13 protein-coding genes are annotated in these 18,330 nt (G+C 64.5%); 11 read left to right on the top strand and 2 right to left on the bottom strand.

Features of this window, described 5'->3' with window-relative positions; all coding sequences use genetic code 11:
• Genes ACOJSJ_RS07045 through ACOJSJ_RS07035 form a run of 3 tightly spaced genes read left to right on the top strand, consistent with a single transcriptional unit; the run spans window position 1 to window position 6,219 of the window.
• On the top strand, window positions 1-2,412 hold the full coding sequence (locus ACOJSJ_RS07045) for a GH92 family glycosyl hydrolase (protein WP_420144278.1): 2,412 nt from the start codon (window positions 1-3) through the stop codon (window positions 2,410-2,412).
• A 28-nt stretch (window positions 2,413-2,440) separates the two neighbouring features.
• Complete coding sequence (locus ACOJSJ_RS07040) at window positions 2,441-3,886, top strand: glycoside hydrolase family 125 protein (RefSeq protein ID WP_420144277.1); 1,446 nt, start codon at window positions 2,441-2,443, stop codon at window positions 3,884-3,886.
• Between the two features lie 14 nt (window positions 3,887-3,900).
• Window positions 3,901-6,219, top strand: a complete 2,319-nt coding sequence (locus tag ACOJSJ_RS07035; RefSeq protein ID WP_420144276.1) for a GH92 family glycosyl hydrolase — start codon at window positions 3,901-3,903, stop codon at window positions 6,217-6,219.
• A 51-nt stretch (window positions 6,220-6,270) separates the two neighbouring features.
• Here the strand turns inward: ACOJSJ_RS07035 and ACOJSJ_RS07030 are convergent, their stop codons facing one another.
• Both ACOJSJ_RS07030 and ACOJSJ_RS07025 read right to left on the bottom strand, forming a co-directional pair.
• Window positions 6,271-7,485, bottom strand: coding sequence for an ROK family transcriptional regulator (locus ACOJSJ_RS07030; RefSeq protein WP_420144275.1), 1,215 nt, complete (start codon window positions 7,483-7,485; stop codon window positions 6,271-6,273).
• A 21-nt stretch (window positions 7,486-7,506) separates the two neighbouring features.
• Complete coding sequence (locus tag ACOJSJ_RS07025; protein WP_420144274.1) at window positions 7,507-8,874, bottom strand: sugar porter family MFS transporter; 1,368 nt, start codon at window positions 8,872-8,874, stop codon at window positions 7,507-7,509.
• Window positions 8,875-9,088: 214 nt separating this feature from the next.
• Between ACOJSJ_RS07025 and ACOJSJ_RS07020 the strand changes: the two genes are divergently transcribed.
• The 8 genes from ACOJSJ_RS07020 to ACOJSJ_RS06985 form a co-directional block, all read left to right on the top strand.
• Window positions 9,089-10,018 carry an ROK family protein gene (locus ACOJSJ_RS07020; RefSeq protein WP_420144273.1) on the top strand — a complete coding sequence of 310 codons (930 nt, stop codon included), beginning with the start codon at window positions 9,089-9,091 and terminating at the stop codon, window positions 10,016-10,018.
• Window positions 10,019-10,151: 133 nt separating this feature from the next.
• The gene (locus tag ACOJSJ_RS07015; protein WP_420144272.1) at window positions 10,152-10,733 is read left to right on the top strand and encodes an ANTAR domain-containing response regulator; all 582 of its coding nucleotides are present in this window, start codon (window positions 10,152-10,154) and stop codon (window positions 10,731-10,733) included.
• A complete protein-coding gene (locus ACOJSJ_RS07010) occupies window positions 10,730-11,944 on the top strand; it encodes a CmpA/NrtA family ABC transporter substrate-binding protein (protein WP_420144271.1) in 1,215 nt (404 codons plus the stop codon). The genes ACOJSJ_RS07015 and ACOJSJ_RS07010 overlap by 4 nt, the downstream gene beginning before the upstream one ends.
• 217 nt (window positions 11,945-12,161) lie before the next feature.
• Window positions 12,162-13,406, top strand: coding sequence for a nitrate/nitrite transporter (locus ACOJSJ_RS07005; protein WP_420144270.1), 1,245 nt, complete (start codon window positions 12,162-12,164; stop codon window positions 13,404-13,406).
• A 249-nt stretch (window positions 13,407-13,655) separates the two neighbouring features.
• A complete protein-coding gene (locus ACOJSJ_RS07000; RefSeq protein ID WP_420144269.1) occupies window positions 13,656-14,864 on the top strand; it encodes a hypothetical protein in 1,209 nt (402 codons plus the stop codon).
• Between the two features lie 333 nt (window positions 14,865-15,197).
• Window positions 15,198-17,645 (top strand): nitrite reductase large subunit NirB, encoded by a 2,448-nt coding sequence (gene nirB / locus ACOJSJ_RS06995; RefSeq protein WP_420144293.1) that lies wholly within the window; start codon window positions 15,198-15,200, stop codon window positions 17,643-17,645.
• 4 nt (window positions 17,646-17,649) lie between these two features.
• Window positions 17,650-17,985, top strand: a complete 336-nt coding sequence (nirD, locus tag ACOJSJ_RS06990; RefSeq protein ID WP_420144268.1) for a nitrite reductase small subunit NirD — start codon at window positions 17,650-17,652, stop codon at window positions 17,983-17,985.
• On the top strand, window positions 17,985-18,330 hold a 346-nt coding region (locus tag ACOJSJ_RS06985; protein ID WP_420144267.1), incomplete at its 3' end, for a molybdopterin-dependent oxidoreductase. The genes nirD and ACOJSJ_RS06985, both read left to right, overlap by 1 nt.

Genomic DNA, 18,330 nt, shown 5'->3' with positions numbered 1-18,330 from the left:
GTGAGCGTGACGAAACTGCGCGGAGCCATGGGCCTGATCATGGGCGCATCCCTGCTGGCGATGACCAGCGTGGCGAGCGGGCAGGGGAGCGGACCCGCGCAGCCAACCGCGCGTGATGGGCGCGCGTCGCAAGCGGCGCCTGCGTCTGATGTGCGCGCGTCGCAAGCGGCGCCTGCGCTGGTCGACCTTGCCAACCCGCTGATGGGGACGGACAGCAGTTACGAACTATCCTACGGCAACACCTATCCCGCCGTCGCCGTGCCATGGGGCATGAATTTCTGGACCCCGGTGACCGGCAAGATGGGCAATGGCTGGGGCTATACCTATGACGCGCACAAGCTGAACGGCATCAAGCAGACGCACCAGCCCAGCCCATGGATGGGCGATTATGCCGCCTTCGCCCTGTTTGCCGAAACCGGCGCGGTGAAGGTGAAGGAGGAGGAGCGCGCGTCCTGGTACAGCCACAAGGCGGAGGAAAGCCATCCCTATAGCTACAAGGTCTATCTCGCCGACTATGACGTAACGGCGGAGGTCGCGCCCACCAGCCGCGCCGCGCAGTTCCGCTTCACCTTCTCGCAAAGCGATGAGGCCCATATCCTGCTGGACGCCTATGCCGGCGGATCGATGGTGATGATCGACGCGGCCAACCGCCGCATCACCGGCTATGTCCGCAACAACAAGGGCGGGGTGCCGGACAATTTCCGCAACTATTTCGTGGCGCAGTTCGACCATGACTTCACGGCCGGCCAGACATGGGACGGCGGCAGCGGCAAGATCGGCGCCACGGCGCAGCGCGAGGGCGATCATGTCGGCGCGGTGATCAGTTTCAAGACGCAAAAGGGCGAGCAGATCGGCGTCAAGGTCGCGTCGTCCTTCATCAGCGCGGAACAGGCGCTGCGCAATTTGCAGAGCGAGGTCGGCAGCGACAGTTTCGACGCGACGAAGGAGAAGGCCAAGCAGGTCTGGGAAAAGGAATTTCAGCGGATCAGGGTCGAGGATGGGGACATCGACAACCGCCGGACTTTCTATTCCGCGCTCTACCGGATGCTGCAATTCCCCCGCGCTTTTCATGAGATAGACGGGCAGGGGAAACAGGTCCACTACAGCCCCTACGACGGGAAGGTGCATCCCGGCCCGCTTTATACCGACAATGGTTTCTGGGACACCTGGCGCGCGGTCTTCCCCTTTTTCGCGCTGATGTACCCGGAACTGGATGGCGAGATCATGCAGGGCCTCGTCAACACCTACAAACAATCGGGGTGGCTGCCCGAATGGGCCAGCCCCGGCCATCGCAACGTCATGATCGGGTCGAACAGCGCGATCCTGATCGCCGACGCCTATGCCAATGGCGTGCGCGGATTCGACGTCAACACGCTCTATGAAGCGATGGTCAAGAACGCCACGACGTCAAAGGGGCGCCCGACCGATGCGAAGGGCAAGACCCTGACTGCCGTGGGGCGTGAGGGCGTCGAATATTATAACGACCTTGGCTATGTTCCCTATGATGTCGGCATCAATGAAAATGCCGCCCGCACGCTGGAATATGCGACCGCGGACTTCGCGCTGTCGCGCCTCGCCGCGCAATTGGGCAAGACGGCCGACGCGAAGCTGTACGCCGCCCGCGCGCAGAATTTCCGCAAGCTCTATGACCAGCAGAGCGGATGGATGCGCGGCCGCAACAAGGACGGGTCGTGGTCCGCGAATTTCAGCCCGTACAAATGGGGCGACGCCTTCACGGAGGGCAATGCGCTCCATTATAGCTGGTCGGTGATGCAGGATGTTCAGGGGCTGATCGACCTGATGGGTGGCGACGCGAAGTTCGTCGACCGGCTCGACAGCATCTTCACCACGCCGCCGATCTTCGACGACAGCTATTATGGGCAGGTGATCCACGAAATCCGCGAAATGCAGATCGTGGACATGGGCCAATATGCGCATGGCAATCAGCCGATCCAGCACATGACCTACCTTTATGACTGGGCGGGTACGCCGTGGAAGACGCAGAGCCATGTCCGCGACGTGATGCGCAAACTCTATGCCCCGACGCCCGACGGATATCCGGGGGATGAGGATAATGGCCAGACATCGGCCTGGTATGTCTTTTCCGCGCTGGGCTTCTATCCGGTGACGCCCACGGTCGGCCAGTATGCGATCGGCAGCCCGCTGTTCCGCCGCGTGACGCTGACCATGCCGGGCGGCAAGACGCTGACGGTGGAGGCGGAAAATAACAGCGCCACCAATGTCTATATCCAGTCGGTGACGCTGAACGGGCAGGCGTGGAACAAGCCATGGCTGCCGCGCGAGGAATTGCAGAAGGGCGGCACGCTGCGCTTCGTCATGGGCGCGCAGCCCAACAAGGCGTGGGGCGCGGCCAAGGCCGATGCGCCTTTCTCCATGAGCAAGCCGAAATAAGAAAAGACGACAAGAGAGGATCGACATCATGAGTTTCCGGCGCCGCGACGTCATCACCGGCGCCGGAGCGCTGGCACTGGCCGCTACCATCCCCCATCCCTCCCCCGGTGCAGCCAGTGCCAGCGCATTCCCGTCCAAACGCCCGCCAAAGGGCGAACGCCGCTTCACGAGCAGGGCGGTGGAGGCCGAAATATCGCGGGTGAAGGCGAAGATCGCCGACCCGGAACTGCGCTGGCTGTTCGAAAACTGCTATCCCAATACGCTGGACACCACGGTCGAGGTGGGGACGGTGGATGGCAAGGTCGACGCCTTCGTCATCACCGGGGACATCGACGCCATGTGGCTGCGCGACAGTTCGGCGCAGGCGCAGACCTATGTCCACCTGACGCCCAGGGACGCGGATCTGCGCCGCCTGTTCACCGGGCTGCTGCAACGGCAGGCGCGCTGCATCCTGATCGATCCCTATGCCAACGCCTTCATGAAAGACCCGGCGGCATCGTCCAGCCTGCCCGCGATCGGTGACAAGACCGACATGAAGCCGGGCGTCGCCGAACGGAAATGGGAGATAGACAGCCTTTGTTACCCCATGCGCCTGTCCCACGCATACTGGACCGCGACCAAGGACAAGACGCCGTTCGACGCGCTGTGGGCGAAGGGGATGGCGATGGCGGTCGCCACGCTGCGCGAACAACAACGCAAGGATGGTCCCGGTCCCTATCATTTCCAGCGGGTGGATAAATCGCCGACCGAAACGCTGATGTTCGACGGCTATGGCGCGCCGACGCGCAAGGTGGGCCTCATCCATTCCGGCTTTCGCCCGTCGGACGACGCCTGCCTCTACCCCTTCCTGATCCCGTCCAACCTGTTCGCGGTGTCGGCGCTGCGCATGCTGGCGCAGGTGCTGAACGAAGCGCGCGGCGATGCGGCGGCGGCGCAGGATTGCGCGGCGCTGGCGGCGGAAGTGGATGCGGCGCTCAAAGCCCATGGCCAGATGGACGATGGGCAGGGCGGGCGCGTCTGGGCGTTCGAAGTGGACGGTTATGGCAACGCCATTTTCATGGACGACGCCAATGTGCCGAGCCTGTCGGGCCTGCCGCTGCTGGGCGCGGCGGACCGGGGTGATCCGTTGTGGCAACGGACCGCTGCGCTGGCATGGAGCGAGCGCAACCCCTATTTCTTCAAGGGGTCAGCGGCGCAGGGCATAGGCGGCCCGCATATCGGCATGGACATGATCTGGCCGATGTCGATCATCACCCGCGCGCTCAACAGCAGCGATGATGCGACGCTGCGCCAGTGCCTCACATGGCTGCGCGCGACCCATGGCGGCACCGGCTTCATGCATGAGAGCTTCCACAAGGATGATCCGACAAAGTTCACCCGCAGCTGGTTCGCATGGGCCAATGGCCTGTTCGGCGACCTGATACTGGACATCGAACGGCGCAGGCCCGCCCTGCTGGCGCAGCGTTTCGCATAAGGGGAGAGAAGCCGATGTTGACCGCCAATCGCCGCCAGCTTCTGACCGGGGCGGGTGTTGCTGCGCTGGGCGCTGCCCTGCCGATCCGCGCGGCTGCGCAGCCGACCGCCGCCGCAAAGCCCGACCTGTTCGTTGGCACTGGTGGCCATGGCCACACCTTCCCCGGACCGTCCATGCCGTTCGGCATGGTGCAGCTGGGGCCGGACACCAACAATGCCGGATGGGACGCCTGTTCGGGCTATCATGTCGATGACGGGTCGATCATGGGATTTTCCCACACGCACCTGTCGGGCACCGGCATCGGCGACATGCTGGACGTGCTGGTGGTGCCGACGCGCGGGCCGCTGCACCTGACGCCCGGCGCGGTGGGCAAGCCTGACGAGGGCTATCGCCAGCGGTTCAGCGATGAGGTGGCCGAACCGGGCTATTATCGGGTGAAGCTGGAATCTGGGGTGCTGGCGGAGCTGACGGTGACGGAACGCACAGGGCTGCACCGCTATCATTTCCCAGCGGGGGCGGGGCATATCCTGATCGATTTCGCCCATTGCAAACAGGAAAAGCCCGACGAGCCGATCCGCATCGAAAACGCTTCGCTCGATCTGGCGGCGGACGGCATGCTGACCGGCAGTCGTCAGGTGTTTCGCTGGGCGCAGGGGCGGCATATCCATTTCGCGCTGCAACTGTCGCGCAAGCCCAATCGCGTCGAATTTTTCGGCGATGGCGACGTGGCCCTGCCCAAGGGGGCGAAGGCGGCGAAGGGGCAGCGGCTGAAGGTCGCCTTCTTCTTCGATGAAGCGGGCGGCGACCCGATCCAGATCCGCACCGGCATTTCCGCCGTGGATGTGGCAGGCGCAAAGGCCGCGCTGGCGGGCGAGGCGACGGACTGGCATTTCGATGCCGCCCGCGCCGCCGCGAGCAAGGCCTGGGCGAAGGAGCTGTCCAGCGTCAGCGTCAGCGGCGGCACCGCCGATCAGCGCACGATCATGGCGAGCGCCCTCTATCATTGCCTGCTCGCGCCGCAGCTGTTCACCGACCGCGACGGGCGCACCATGGGGCTGGATGGCAAGGTCCACACCCTGCCGCAGGGCGAGCGGGCCTTCACCGCCTATTCGCTGTGGGACACCTATCGCGCGCTGCATCCGCTGCTGACCATCATCCAGCCCGATCGTGCCGCGATGATGACCCGCGACCTCATCCGCCAGACGCAGGAAAGCCCCTATGGTCCGCCGGTCTGGCCGTTGCAGGGCAAGGAAACCGGCTGCATGATCGGATGGCATGCGGTGTCGGTGCTGGCCGAAGCGCAGGCCAAGGGGATAAAGGCCGACTATGCCGCCGCATGGCCCAATATCCGCCGCCGCGCGTTCGACCGCACCATGCCCGACATCGACAGCACATTGGGGCGCGGTTTCTATTACGACCTTGGCTATATCCCGGCCGATAAAATCTGGGAGTCGGTCAGCCGCACGCAGGAATATGCCTATGACGACTGGGCGATGGCGCGGCTGGCGCAGGCGGCGGGCGCGGCCGAAGATGCCTTGACGCTGAAGGCGCGCAGCCGCAACTACCGCAACGTCATCGATCCGAAGATCGGCTTCGCCCGGCCGCGCTTTGCCGATGGCAGCTGGTGGCAGGATTATGATCCGATTCAGATTGGCCACGACCCCAAGCGTCATCGCGACTATACGGAGGCCAATGGCTGGCAGGCGACATTCCTGACGCAGCATGATGTCTATGGCATGATCGACCATTTCGGCGGCGACAGCGCGTTCGAAAAGAAGCTGGACGCTTTCTTCAACGCGCCCTCGACCCTGCCCGACAATGCGCCGCCCGACATCAGCGGTCTCGTCGGCCAATATGCCCATGGCAATGAGCCGGACCAGCATGCCGCCTATCTCTACGCCTATTGCGGCGCGCCGCATAAGACGCAGGCGATGGTGCGCCGCCTGTTGACGCAGATGTACAAGGCCGCGCCCGACGGCGTGATCGGCAATGACGATTGCGGCCAGATGAGCGCATGGTTCGTGCTGAGCGCGCTGGGATTTTATCCGGTCGATCCGGTGAGCGCGCTTTATGTGCTGGGATCGCCGCTGTTCGATGAGGCGAGCGTGGACCTTGGCAACGGCCGCCGGTTGAGCGTGAAGGCGACCGGCAACGGGCCGGACCGGCCCTATGTGCAATCGGTGCGCTGGAACGGCCGCCCGCATGATCGCAACTGGATCAGCCACGCCGATCTGGTGCAGGGCGGGGAACTGGCGTTCGAGATGGGGGCGGAGCCTTCCCGTTTCGGCACCGCGCCGCAGAACCGCCCGCCGTCCTTCGACCGGCAGGGGTAGCGCAAACGCTCAGTCCGTTCGGTTCAGGCCGAACGGTTCAGGCCAGAGCAATCACCCCGCCACATCCATTGCTACGTTGCCCTGCACCTTCCACAGGGCGCCGGGCTTTGGCAGCAGGAAATGGCTGAAGGGCAGGATGGCCGCGCCCATGGCGGGCGCGTCTTCGGACAGGGTCGCGCGCGCCACCGGGGCGAGGGCGGGCAGATGATCGGCAAGGCCCTGCAAATGCGCATTGGCCCGTTCCGCCAGCATTTCCACCAGCGTAGCGGGCAGGCGACCGCCCACCAGCACAGCGGCCGGGTTGACGAGGCAGTTGACGGCGGCGAGCGGCTCCACCAGCTGCCGTGCCGCCATGTCGATCCAGCGATCGGCACAGGCCGCGGCGTTCGGCACATCGCCGTCGAAGGCATCCGCCAGCGTGAAGCCTTCTTCCTCCAGCGCCTTGGACAGGGCGGAAAGGGACACGATATTCTGAAGCTGCGCATCCGCGCCGCCGCCCACGCGATGCGCCTGCATGAAGCCGATTTCGCCGCTGCGCCCATTGGCCCCGCGCACATAATTGCCGTCGAGGACGAGGCCGCCGCCAAGGCCCGACGAAATCAGGATGTAGAAGAAGCTGTTCACCCGCTGGCCCATGCCCAGCTGCATTTCGCCCATGGCGGCGGCGGCGGCGTCATTTTCCACGAAGACCGGCGGGCCGTGCGGGCCGGAAAACAGCGTGGTCATCTGAACACTGTTCCATTCGCCATAGCTGGCCGGGCGGCCGGGCAGGTCGACCGACCCCAGATCGTCGGGCACGGCGACGCCGATGCCCACGATCTTGGCCGGGTCGATCCCCGCATTTTTCACCATGCCGTCGATCGAGTCGTGATAGAGCGCGCGGACCTGAGGCGGCAGGGCATAATCGATATTCTGGCTGACCCGCGCCAGCACATTGCCGGCGAAATCGACCAGCAGGATGGTGATGTGATCGCGGTCGATATTGACGCCGATGGAATAGCAGGCGTCGGCACGGATGACGAGTTTCGTGGGCGGCTGTCCACGTCCGCCGCGCCTTTGCCCCGCTTCCTCGATCAGGCCGTCCTGCAACAGCCGTTTGATGATGTTGGCGATGGCGGGGGCGGTCAGGCCGGTGATACGCGCCAGTTCCACCCGCGTCAGCAGCCCGCCCACCCGAATGGCGTGCAGCGTGATGCGCTGATTATGGTCCGCCGCCCGTTCCAGATTGGTGCCCGACAGGCGCGGATGGTGGGATGCTTTGGTCATATTCCTATCCTGATCCCGGCATCAATGCGCATGGTCGTCATGATGCGGCTTCCCATGCCGGACTTCTCCGGTCAATGGGCCGATGCCGTCTTCCAGCCGGGTGCCGCGCGTTTCTGGGAAATATCGCCACACCACCAGCAGTTGCACCAGCATGGCGATGGCAAACAGCCAGAATGGCATGGCGCGCGATCCCTGCGCCACGATGGGAAAGCCGAAGGCGATGATGGCGTTGAGGCCCCAGTGCACCGCGCTGCCCAGCGACTGTCCGCGCGCGCGGACGGCCGTGGGAAAGATTTCGGACAGATAGACCCAGATGACCGCGCCCTGCGACACGGCGAAGAACAGGATGAACCCCACCAGCATCGGCAACAGCAGCGCCTGTCCCCGGTCCAGCGTGTAGATGGTCGCAACCCCGGCCAGTGCGATCGCCGTGCCCGCCGCGCCGATCAGCAGCAGCAGGCGGCGGCCCGCCCGGTCGATCAGCATCATGCCGATCAGCGTCGCGAAAAGATTGGCGATGCCGATCGCCACCGATTGCAGATCCGCCGACAGGCTGTCGAAGCCCGCCATCGCGAAAATATCGCCCAGATAATAAAGGATCGCGTTGATGCCTGACAGCTGGTTGAAGGCGGCGATGGCGATGGCCAGCAATATGGGCTTGCGGTGCGCGGACCATGACAGCTTTTCCTGCCCGGTCGCCGTATCGGCCGTGGACGCATCCGCCATCAGCCGGTCGGCGTCGGGCATGGCCAGCCGCGTAAAGGCCCGGCGCGCATCGTCGACCCGCCCCTTTTGCAACAACCAGCGCGGGCTGTCGGGAATGCGCAGCAGCAACAGCAGGAACAGGCAGGCGGGAATGGCCGCCACGCCCAGCTTCAACCGCCACATGTCGGGCGCATCATAGGCGATGCCGATCAGCGCGTTGCTGAGATAGGCGGCCAATATGCCCACCACGATGCTCAGTTGAAAGGAGGCGACGAGGCGGCCGCGCCGTTCGGGCGGGCTGATTTCGGCGATATAGACCGGCGCCAGCACCGACGATCCGCCGATGGCCAGCCCGCCCAGCAGGCGAAAGGCGATGAACAGCGACAGGTTGGGGCTGGCCGCGCAGCCGATGGCGGACACGATATAGGCGATGCCGATCCAGATCAGCACCGTCCGGCTGCCATAGCGGTCGCCCGGCACGCCCGCCGCCAGCGCGCCGACCAACGTGCCGACCAGCGCGGCGGATACGGCCGCGCCCAGGCCCGACGGGCTGAGTGCATAGCTGTCCGTCAGGGCATGGGTCACGCCCGCGATCACCGCCGTATCGAACCCGAACAGCAGCCCCGCCAGTGCCGCCGCCACGACCGCGCCCAGATGCGCCGATCCTGCCTGTTGACCTGTCATTCATCCCCCCGCATCGGTATGATTCCGAATGTGTTATTGAATAATGCAATTTAATGTATTAATTGCCGTCCAGAGACGCAATGGCTTTATATCCTCCCCGCGACGGGGCCAAAAGGGAGAAAAAATGTGGGAAGAGGGAAGGGCGCCGCTCTTGCGCGGCAGGGGGATTATGGTGTCTTGATCGTTGTTTCGTCCGACATGGTAAAGCCTGCCCGTGCCTGATCCCTTCGCCGACATCGCCATCCCGTCCGGTCGCCCCCTTGCCGGCGTCGAGCTGGGGGGCACCAAATGCGTATGCATATTGGGCACCGGTCCCGACGCCATATCGGACCAGCGGGTGGTGCCGACCACCCGTCCGGAAGAAACGCTGCCCGCCATTCTGGCCATATTGCGCGAATGGGATGAACAGGGCGGCTTTGCGGCGCTGGGCATCGCGTCCTTCGGCCCGGTCGATCTGAACCCGCAATCGCCCCGCTATGGCCATATGCTGGCGACGCCCAAGCCGGGCTGGCCCGACGCCGACATCGTCGGCACGCTGGCAGGGGCGTTCGACGTGCCCGCCGCGTTCGACACCGACGTCAATGGCGCGGCCATGGCGGAAATGCGGTGGGGCAGCGGCCGGGGGCTGCACGATTTCGCCTATGTGACGGTGGGCACCGGGGTTGGCGTGGGCCTGATCGTGCATGGCGCGCCGACGCGCGGCATCGGCCATAGCGAAATCGGCCATATCCGCGTGCCCCGATACCCCGGCGACGATGTGGCGAGCACATGCCCCTATCACCCCGATTGCGTGGAAGGGCGGGCGTCCGGGCCTGCGCTGGGCAGGCGACTGAACGGGCGCGCGCCCGCCGATGTCGGGCCGGACGACCCGGTATGGGCGCCGATCGTCGATACGCTCGCCAACATGGCGCATGCGCTGGTATGCACCACCGGCCCGATGCGCATCGCCATGGGCGGCGGCGTGCTGAGCGGTCAGCCGCATCTGATGTCGCGCATCAATGCGGCGCTGCTCGACAGCCTGAACGGCTATATGCCCTTGCCCGACCCCGGCCATTATGTCGTCGCGCCCGCGCTGGGCGGGCAGGCGGGGCCGCTGGGCGCAATCGCGCTGGCCGCCAGCGCGCTGACGCAGGCGATGGTTTAAGCGGAGCATGCAGGCGGGGGTGGGCAACCGAACGTCGCAGGGCTGCCCGACCATTTTTTAATACGGGTTCGTCCCGCGCGGCGTTGACGCGGTCCGCCCCGGTGCGGCAAGGATCACCCCTGAAGGGGCGACGATGCGCATTGTCATTATCGACGATAGTGGTCTGCGGGCGACGGTCCTTGAAGAAGGGCTGCGCGATGCAGGCTATGACGATATTCATATCGTGCCGCCGCGCGGGGCTTTCGTCGCGCGGCTGGAACGCATGGCGCCCGATGTCGTGTTGATGGACCTGGGCAGCCCCAGCCGCGATACGCTGGAAGAAATGCTGACGGTCAGCCGCGCGCTGGCCCGGCCGATCGCCATGTTCGTGGACCAGTCCGACGAAGCGATGATCGGCGCGGCGATCGATGCGGGCGTATCGGCCTATGTCGTCGACGGCCTGCGCAAGGAACGGGTGAAGCCGGTGCTGGAACTGGCGGTGCGGCGCTTCAATGCCTTTGCCCGGATACAAAGCGAACTGGAAGAAGCGCGCACCGCCCTTAACGACCGCAAGGTGATCGACCGGGCGAAATCGATCCTGATGAACCAGCGGGGCCTGAGCGAACAGGATGCCTATGCACTGTTGCGGTCGAGCGCGATGAATCAGGGCAAGAAGATCGTGGAAGTGGCGCAGGCGCTGATCACCGCCAGCGATTTGTTGGGAGGAGGGCTATGAAGACCGACCTGAAGATCGCCTTTCTGCCGCTGACCGATGCCGCCGTGCTGATCGCCGCGCATGAACGGGGCTTTGCGGAGGAAGAGGGGCTGAACCTGGACCTGATCCGCACGACCAGCTGGGCGACGCTGCGTGACCGGCTGGTCTATGGTCAGGTTCATGCCGCGCAGATGCTGGCGCCGCTGGCCGTCGCGGTGACTCTGGGCCTGAGCCAGCAGCCCGCCGCGCTCGCCGCGCCGTGCAAGATGGGCGTCAATGGCAAGATGGTGGTGATGGCAAGCGATTTCGCCCGCGCGCTGGAACCCGATGTCGCCGCCCGCCTGAACGACCCGCTGGGCACCGCGCATGATTTCGCCGCGGCCATCGGCCTGTGGCGGCGCAAGCCGGTGATCGGCGTGGTGCATCGTTTTTCCAGCCACGCGCTGATGTTGCGATACTGGCTGGCCAGCGCGGGCATCGATCCCGACCGCGATGTCATATTGCGCGTATTGCCGCCGTCGCTGACGGTGGAGGCGATGCGGGCGGGAGAGATTGACGGCTTTATCGCGGGCGAGCCATGGGGCAGCGCGGCGGTGGAGGCCGGGCTGGCCGAGGTGGTCGCGATTGGCGAGCGGATCTGGCGGCGCGGCGTGGAAAAGGTGCTGGCGTTCCGCGAATCATGGCTGGCGGACAATCCCGAACCGGTCGATCGGCTGTTGCGCGCGCTGGCGCGATCGGCGCTGTGGTGCGATGATCCTGCCAATCATGACGCGCTGTCCGACCTGCTGTCCGACCCGCATTATGTCGACCAGCCCGCCGAACTGATCGGGCGCGCCCTGTCCGGGCGGATCGTCGCGCGGGCAGGGGAGGCGCCGGTCGCCAATCCCGATTTCATGCTGTTCGCCCGCGAAGCAACCCCCTTTCCGTGGCGCAGTCAGGCGCTGTGGATCTATTCCCAGCTGGTGCGGTGGAACATGGTGGAGCATGACGAGGCGACGGCGGCAAAGGCGGGGGCGGTATTCCGGCCCGACATCTACCGCCGCGCGCTGGCGGATAGCGACGTCGCCATGCCCGGCGCCAGCATGAAGGTGGAAGGCGCGGTCGAATTGCCGCTGGCGGTAGGATCGCGCCGGGGCGAATTGACGCTGGGGCCGGACCGGTTTTTCGACGGCCGGGTGTTCGACCCCGAACGCATCGCGGACTATCTGGCGGGATTTGCGCCGACGCGTTGAATTTGCGCGCAAATTTGTGCCTTGCAACATGATGCATTCTGCCTGATGATATAGGAGTCGCGCGACGAAGCGCGCCTTACATGGATGTGCTGTCCCAAGGGTGGGATCGCCATCCTCTCCATATTTCGCAGCAAAGCCGCTGACCGGATTTACCGACAGGTAACGTCCGGGCTGCGGCTTTTTTCATGTCCATTTTCCGTTTATTGGGGGACACGCAATGGCAACCGCTTATTGGGACCGTGAAAGGGAGGGCGATGCGCCCGTACCCGCGACCAGCTTCTGGAAGGCCGGTCATGCGCCGACTCTGATCGCCGCCTTTCTCTATTTCGACCTTGCCTTCATGGTGTGGGTGCTGCTGGGGCCGCTGGCCCCGATGATTTCGAAGACGCTGATGCTGACGCCTGCGGAAAAGGGGCTGATGGTGGCCACGCCCACGCTGGCGGGCGCGTTCCTGCGCGTGGTGAACGGCCTGCTGGTCGACCGGATCGGGCCGAAGCTGTCGGGCGCGATCAGCCAGTTGATCGTCATCGCCGGGCTGTTCACGGCATGGGCGCTGGGCGTGAACAGCTTTGGCGGTACGCTGGCGCTGGGCGTCATATTGGGATTTGCCGGGGCCAGTTTCGCCATCGCCCTGCCGCTCGCCAGCCGCTGGTATCCGCCCGAACATCAGGGCAAGGCGATGGGCCTTGCCGGCATGGGTAATTCGGGCACGGTGCTGGCGTCGCTGTTCGCGCCGGTCCTCGCGAATATATTCGGGTGGAACGCGGTGCTGGGCCTTGCCTGCATTCCGCTCGCCATCATCTTCGTCGCCTATATGCTGATGGCGAAGGATGCGCCCGGCGCGCCCGCGCCCAAGCGGATGATCGACTATTTCGAACCGCTGAAACAGGCGGATGCGTGGTGGCTGATGGCCTTTTACGCGGTGACGTTCGGCGGGTTCGTCGGGCTGGCCGCGTCGTTGCCGATCTACTTCACCGATCAGTTCGGTTTGACGCCGATCGTCGCGGGCTATTGCACGGCGGCATGCGTTTTCGCCGGGTCGCTGGTGCGGCCGATGGGTGGGGCGCTGGCCGACCGGATCGGCGGGGTGAAGGCATTGTCGATGGTTTATGTCGTGGCCGCGCTGGCGCTGGCCGGAGTCGGTTTTGCGACTACATTGGGCGGCGCGCTCGGCCTGTTCGTGCTGGCGATGCTGGCGCTGGGGACGGGCAATGGATCGGTGTTCCAGCTGGTGCCGCAGCGATTTCAGGCTGAAATCGGCGTGATGACCGGGCTGGTCGGCATGGCGGGCGGCGTGGGTGGTTTCTACCTCGCCAGTTCGCTGGGCCTTGCGAAGCAAATGACCGGCAGCTTTGCGCCGGGCTTCCTGATCTTTGCCGGGCTGGCGCTGATCGCCCTGATGGGCCTGACGCTGGTCAAGGCGAAATGGCGCGCGGGCTGGAGCAGCGGCGCGCGGATCTGAACGGGCAGGGACGGGCGGCGGCGCCGTGTCGCCGCCTCTTTTCATTCCGAAGCATTGTCGAAGCGGACGGGATCGTCCGATGGATCGACACATGCGGACAGCTGAAGACGCATAGACCATCGTCTGATCCAATAGGGTCGGATCATGCGCTAAATATCTTTTGTTTGCCGCATTTTGCGAGCCGTTGTCGGCTCTGGATGACGGTGAAATGCTCCAACCGATAACGGATGCCAAAGGGGGGCATGTTCCGTGAACCATCTTATCGCATCGGCGGCCATTCTGGCCGTCGCGACGCCTGCCTGCGCGCAGGACATCATCGTCAAGCCGGTTGCCGAAGCGCGGCTGCGCTACGAACATGCCGATCAGGCGGGATTGCCGATGGAAAAGGCCGACGCCCTGACCGTCCGCGCCCGCGCCGGGGTGAGCGCCAGCAGCGGCGCAATGTCCATAACGCTTGTGGGGCAGGGCACATTGGCGCTGGTCGACGATTATTATGACGGAGTGAACGGTGCGGCGACGCGGCCGATTATCGCCGATCCGCAGAATGTCGCGCTTTACATCGCGCAGCTGCAATATCGGACCAAGGCGCTGACCATGACGGCCGGGCGGCAAAAAATCATGCTGGATGACGAACGCTTCGTCGGCAATGTGGGCTTTCGCGACAATGGCCAGACGTTCGATGCGGTGCGGGCCGAACTGACCCCGGCAAAGGGGCTGAAAATCGAGGTCGCCTATGCATGGAGCGCGCGGACCATCTGGGGATTTCAGGGGACGGGTGCGCGGCAACAGGCCGTCGGCGGCGACAATATATTGGCCAACCTGTCCTATGCGACGCCCATCGGCACGCTGACCAGCTTTGCCTATCTGGTCGATCAGGATGAAGCGGTTGTGCAGAAGTTTCGCCAGTCGAGCCAGACCTATGGCCTGCGTCTGGCGGGTGCGCAGTCGCTGACCGGGGCGGTCAGGGTGAGTTATCAGCTGAGCCACGCGCGTCAGTCCGATTACCATCGCAATCCCAATGATTATCGTGCCGATTACTGGCTGGCGGACGCGACGCTGGACGTGCGGGGGTGGAAGCTCAACGGCGGCTATGAAGTGCTGGGCGCGAGCAGTGGTCTGCCCTTCACCAGTTTCCAGACGCCGCTGGGCACCAATTTCAAATTTCAGGGCTGGGCCGACAAGTTCCTGACGACACCCGCCAATGGCATACGCGACCTGTATGTCGGGGGCGGCTATGGCTGGAAACAGATGGGGCCGCTCAGCGCCCTAGCCCTGTCCGCCAGCTGGCACCGGTTCGACAGCGACCGGCTGAACCAGCATTATGGCAATGAAATCGATCTGCTGGCGTCGGCGAAGCTGGGCCGCACGGCATTGTCGGTCCGCTACGCCCATTATGATGCGCGCGCCATGGCGACCGATACGGAAAAATTGTGGGTACAGGCCGACTGGGCCATCTGATTGAAAACAAAAGACAGGAATCGCTTGAGCCGTCGGGCGATTCCCCATAAGCTGACGACCAAGGGGCAAGGATGCCCTGCATCACAACGCCGCGATGGTTCAGGGTGGAACCGTCAAGGCACCATTTGATGGCAAAGCCGCCATCCAGACTTTCGGGATCAACGCCCCGGAGGTCCGGATGGCGGCTTTTTTTGTTTTTCCGGAGTGACGGGGATGGAATTGCAGGAAGATCTGGCATGCAACGGGATCGCCCAGAGCGGGTTGGCCCAGAGCGGGTTGGCCCAGAATGCAGCGGACGGCGCCGTAGACATTAGCGAAGACCCGCTGGTGCCGATGGACGATGTGCGCGAACATCTGGTCGTGGTGGGCAATGGCATGGCGGGCTGTCGCGCCGTGGAGGAATTGCTGGCGCGCGACGCAGGGCGATACCGTGTCACGATTTTCGGCGCCGAACCCTATGTGAACTATAACCGGATCATGTTGTCGCCGGTGCTGGCGGGGGAAAAGACGTTTGGCGACATCGTCATCAACGACTGGGACTGGTATGGCGATAACGGCATCGAGCTGATCGCGGGCGACCCGGTGACCGGCATCGACCGCAGCGCCAGGCGGGTGACGGCGCAGAGCGGCCGCAGCGTCCATTATGACAGGCTGTTGATCGCCACCGGTTCCGATCCCTTCATCATTCCCGTGCCCGGCAAGGATCTGCCCGGCGTCATCAGTTTCCGCGACATGAAGGATGTCGACGCCATGCTGGACGCGGCAGGCAGGGGCGGGGACGCGGTCGTGATCGGCGGCGGGCTGCTGGGGCTGGAGGCGGCGCATGGCCTGACCCTGCGCGGCATGAAGGTGACGGTAATCCATTTGATGGACACGCTGATGGAGCGGCAGCTGGACGAAGCGGCGGGCTGGTTGTTGAAATCGGCGCTGGAGGCGCGGGGCCAGACCATCCTGACCGGCGCCAACACCCAAGCAATCTATGGCGACGGCAAGGTCGAGGGCGTTCGCCTGAAGGACGGGCGCGAAATCCCCGCCAGCCTTGTCGTGATGGCGGTGGGCATCCGCCCGTCGACCGCGCTGGCGCGTGAAGCGGGGCTGGACGTCAATCGCGGTATTCGCGTCGACGATCATATGGTCACCAGCGACCCGGCGATATTGGCGGTCGGCGAATGTGTCGAACATGACGGCAATGTCTATGGCCTGGTCGCGCCGCTGTGGGACATGTGCCGCAGCCTGGCGGACGGCCTGACGGACCGGCATAGCGGCTATAAGGGATCGGTCACGTCGACCAAGCTGAAGGTCGCGGGGCTGGACGTGTTTTCGGCCGGCGATTTTTCGGGCGGCGCCGGCTGTGAGGACATCGTGCTGCGCGACGCATCGCGGGGCGTCTACAAACGGGTCGTGGTGAAGGATGACCGGATCGTCGGCGCGGTCCTTTATGGCGATACCGTCGATGGCGGATGGTATTTCGACCTGTTGAAGCGGGAGGAAAATGTGTCCGACATCCGCGACCTGCTGATTTTCGGGCAGGGTTTCGCCGCGGGAGGCGGCGCGCTGGACCCTAAGGCGGCCGTTGCGGCGCTCTCGGACGATGCCGAGATTTGCGGTTGCAACGGCGTGAACAAAGGGCAGGTCGTAGCGTGCATCACGGCAGGCGCCAACAGCGTGGACGCGGTGCGCGCGACGTGCAAGGCATCGGCCAGTTGCGGCAGCTGCACCGGGATCGTCGAAAATCTGCTGGCGCTGACATTGGGGGACGACGTCCAGTCCGGGCCGAAGACGATGTGCAAATGCACCAGCTTCACCCATGACGATGTGCGTCGCGAAATCGTGGCGCAGGATATGCGATCCATCCCCGAAGTGATGCAGTGGCTGCACTGGACGACACCCGATGGCTGTGCATCCTGTCGCCCGGCGCTCAACTATTATCTGCTGTGCGCGCTGCCCGGCGAATATCGGGACGATCAGCAGAGCCGTTTCGTCAATGAACGGACGCACGCCAATATTCAGAAGGACGGCACCTATTCGGTTGTGCCGCGCATGTGGGGCGGGCTGACCAACCCGCGCGAATTGCGGGCGATCGCCGACGTCGTCGAAAAATATAACGCGCCGATGGTGAAAGTGACCGGCGGGCAGCGGCTGGATATTTTCGGGATCAGGGGCGAAGACCTGCCCGCGGTGTGGGCGGATCTGAACGCGGCGGGGATGGTGTCGGGCCATGCCTATGGCAAATCGCTGCGCACCGTGAAAACATGCGTCGGCAGCGAATGGTGCCGGTTCGGCACGCAGGATTCCACCGGCCTGGGCGTGAAGACCGAACGCATGACCTGGGGATCGTGGATGCCCCACAAGTTCAAGATCGCCGTGTCGGGATGTCCCCGCAATTGTGCGGAAGCCACGATCAAGGATTTCGGCATCGTCTGCGTCGATTCCGGTTACGAACTGCATGTCGGGGGCAATGGCGGCATCCATGTTCGCGCCACCGATTTCCTGTGCAAGGTCGCGACTGAGCAGGAGGCGCTGGATTATTGCGCCGCCTTTATCCAGCTGTACCGGGAAGAGGCGCGCTATCTGGAGCGCACCGCGCCGTGGATCGAGCGGGTCGGCGTCGATTATGTCAGGCAGCGCATCGTGGAGGATGATGCAGGCCGCGAAGCATTGCGTGGCCGCTTTCTCTATTCGCAGAGCTTTTCGCAGGACGATCCGTGGGCCGAGCGCGTCGCGGGGCAGCATGCCGAACTGCATCAGCCCATCGCCCCCATTTCCATCGCAGCGGAGTAAGATCATGACGCAATGGATCGACATCGGTACGCTGGCCGACATTCCGGTGCGCGGGGCCCGGACGGTGCAGATTGGCGGGGAAAAGGACATTGCCGTGTTCCGCGCCGGGGACGACCATGTCTTTGCGCTGGTCAATGAATGTCCGCACAAGAAGGGGCCGCTCAGCCAGGGCATCGTTCACGGGCATAGCGTGACCTGCCCGCTGCACAACTGGAACATCGCACTGAAAACCGGTGAGGCGCAGGGCAATGACGAGGGGTGCACGCCCACCATTGCCGTGCGGATGGAAGGCGACCGCATCCTGATTGCGCGTCCGTCCGCGATGCAGGCGGCGGCCTGATGGCGCAGGCCATCCGCACCACATGCGCCTATTGCGGGGTGGGGTGCGGCATCGTGGCGACGCAGACCGGGCCGCGATCCGCCGCGATCAGGGGCGATGACGCGCATCCGGCCAATGGCGGGCGGCTTTGTTCGAAGGGGACGCATCTGGGCGAGACGGTCGGGCTGAACGGCCGCCTGCTGCATCCGATGATCGGGCAGAAGCGCGCCAGTTGGGACAGGGCGCTGGACCTGGTGGCGCGCAAGTTTCGCGATGCCATCGATCGCCATGGCCCGGACAGCGTCGCTTTCTACGTGTCCGGCCAGTTGATGACGGAGGATTATTATGTCGCCAACAAGCTGATGA

Origin of the sequence: Sphingobium sp. (assembly GCF_048594625.1) — a bacterium.
GTDB lineage: Bacteria > Pseudomonadota > Alphaproteobacteria > Sphingomonadales > Sphingomonadaceae > Sphingobium.
Note: the sequence above shows the minus strand (reverse complement) of the source record. Positions and strands in the feature narration are given on the sequence as shown.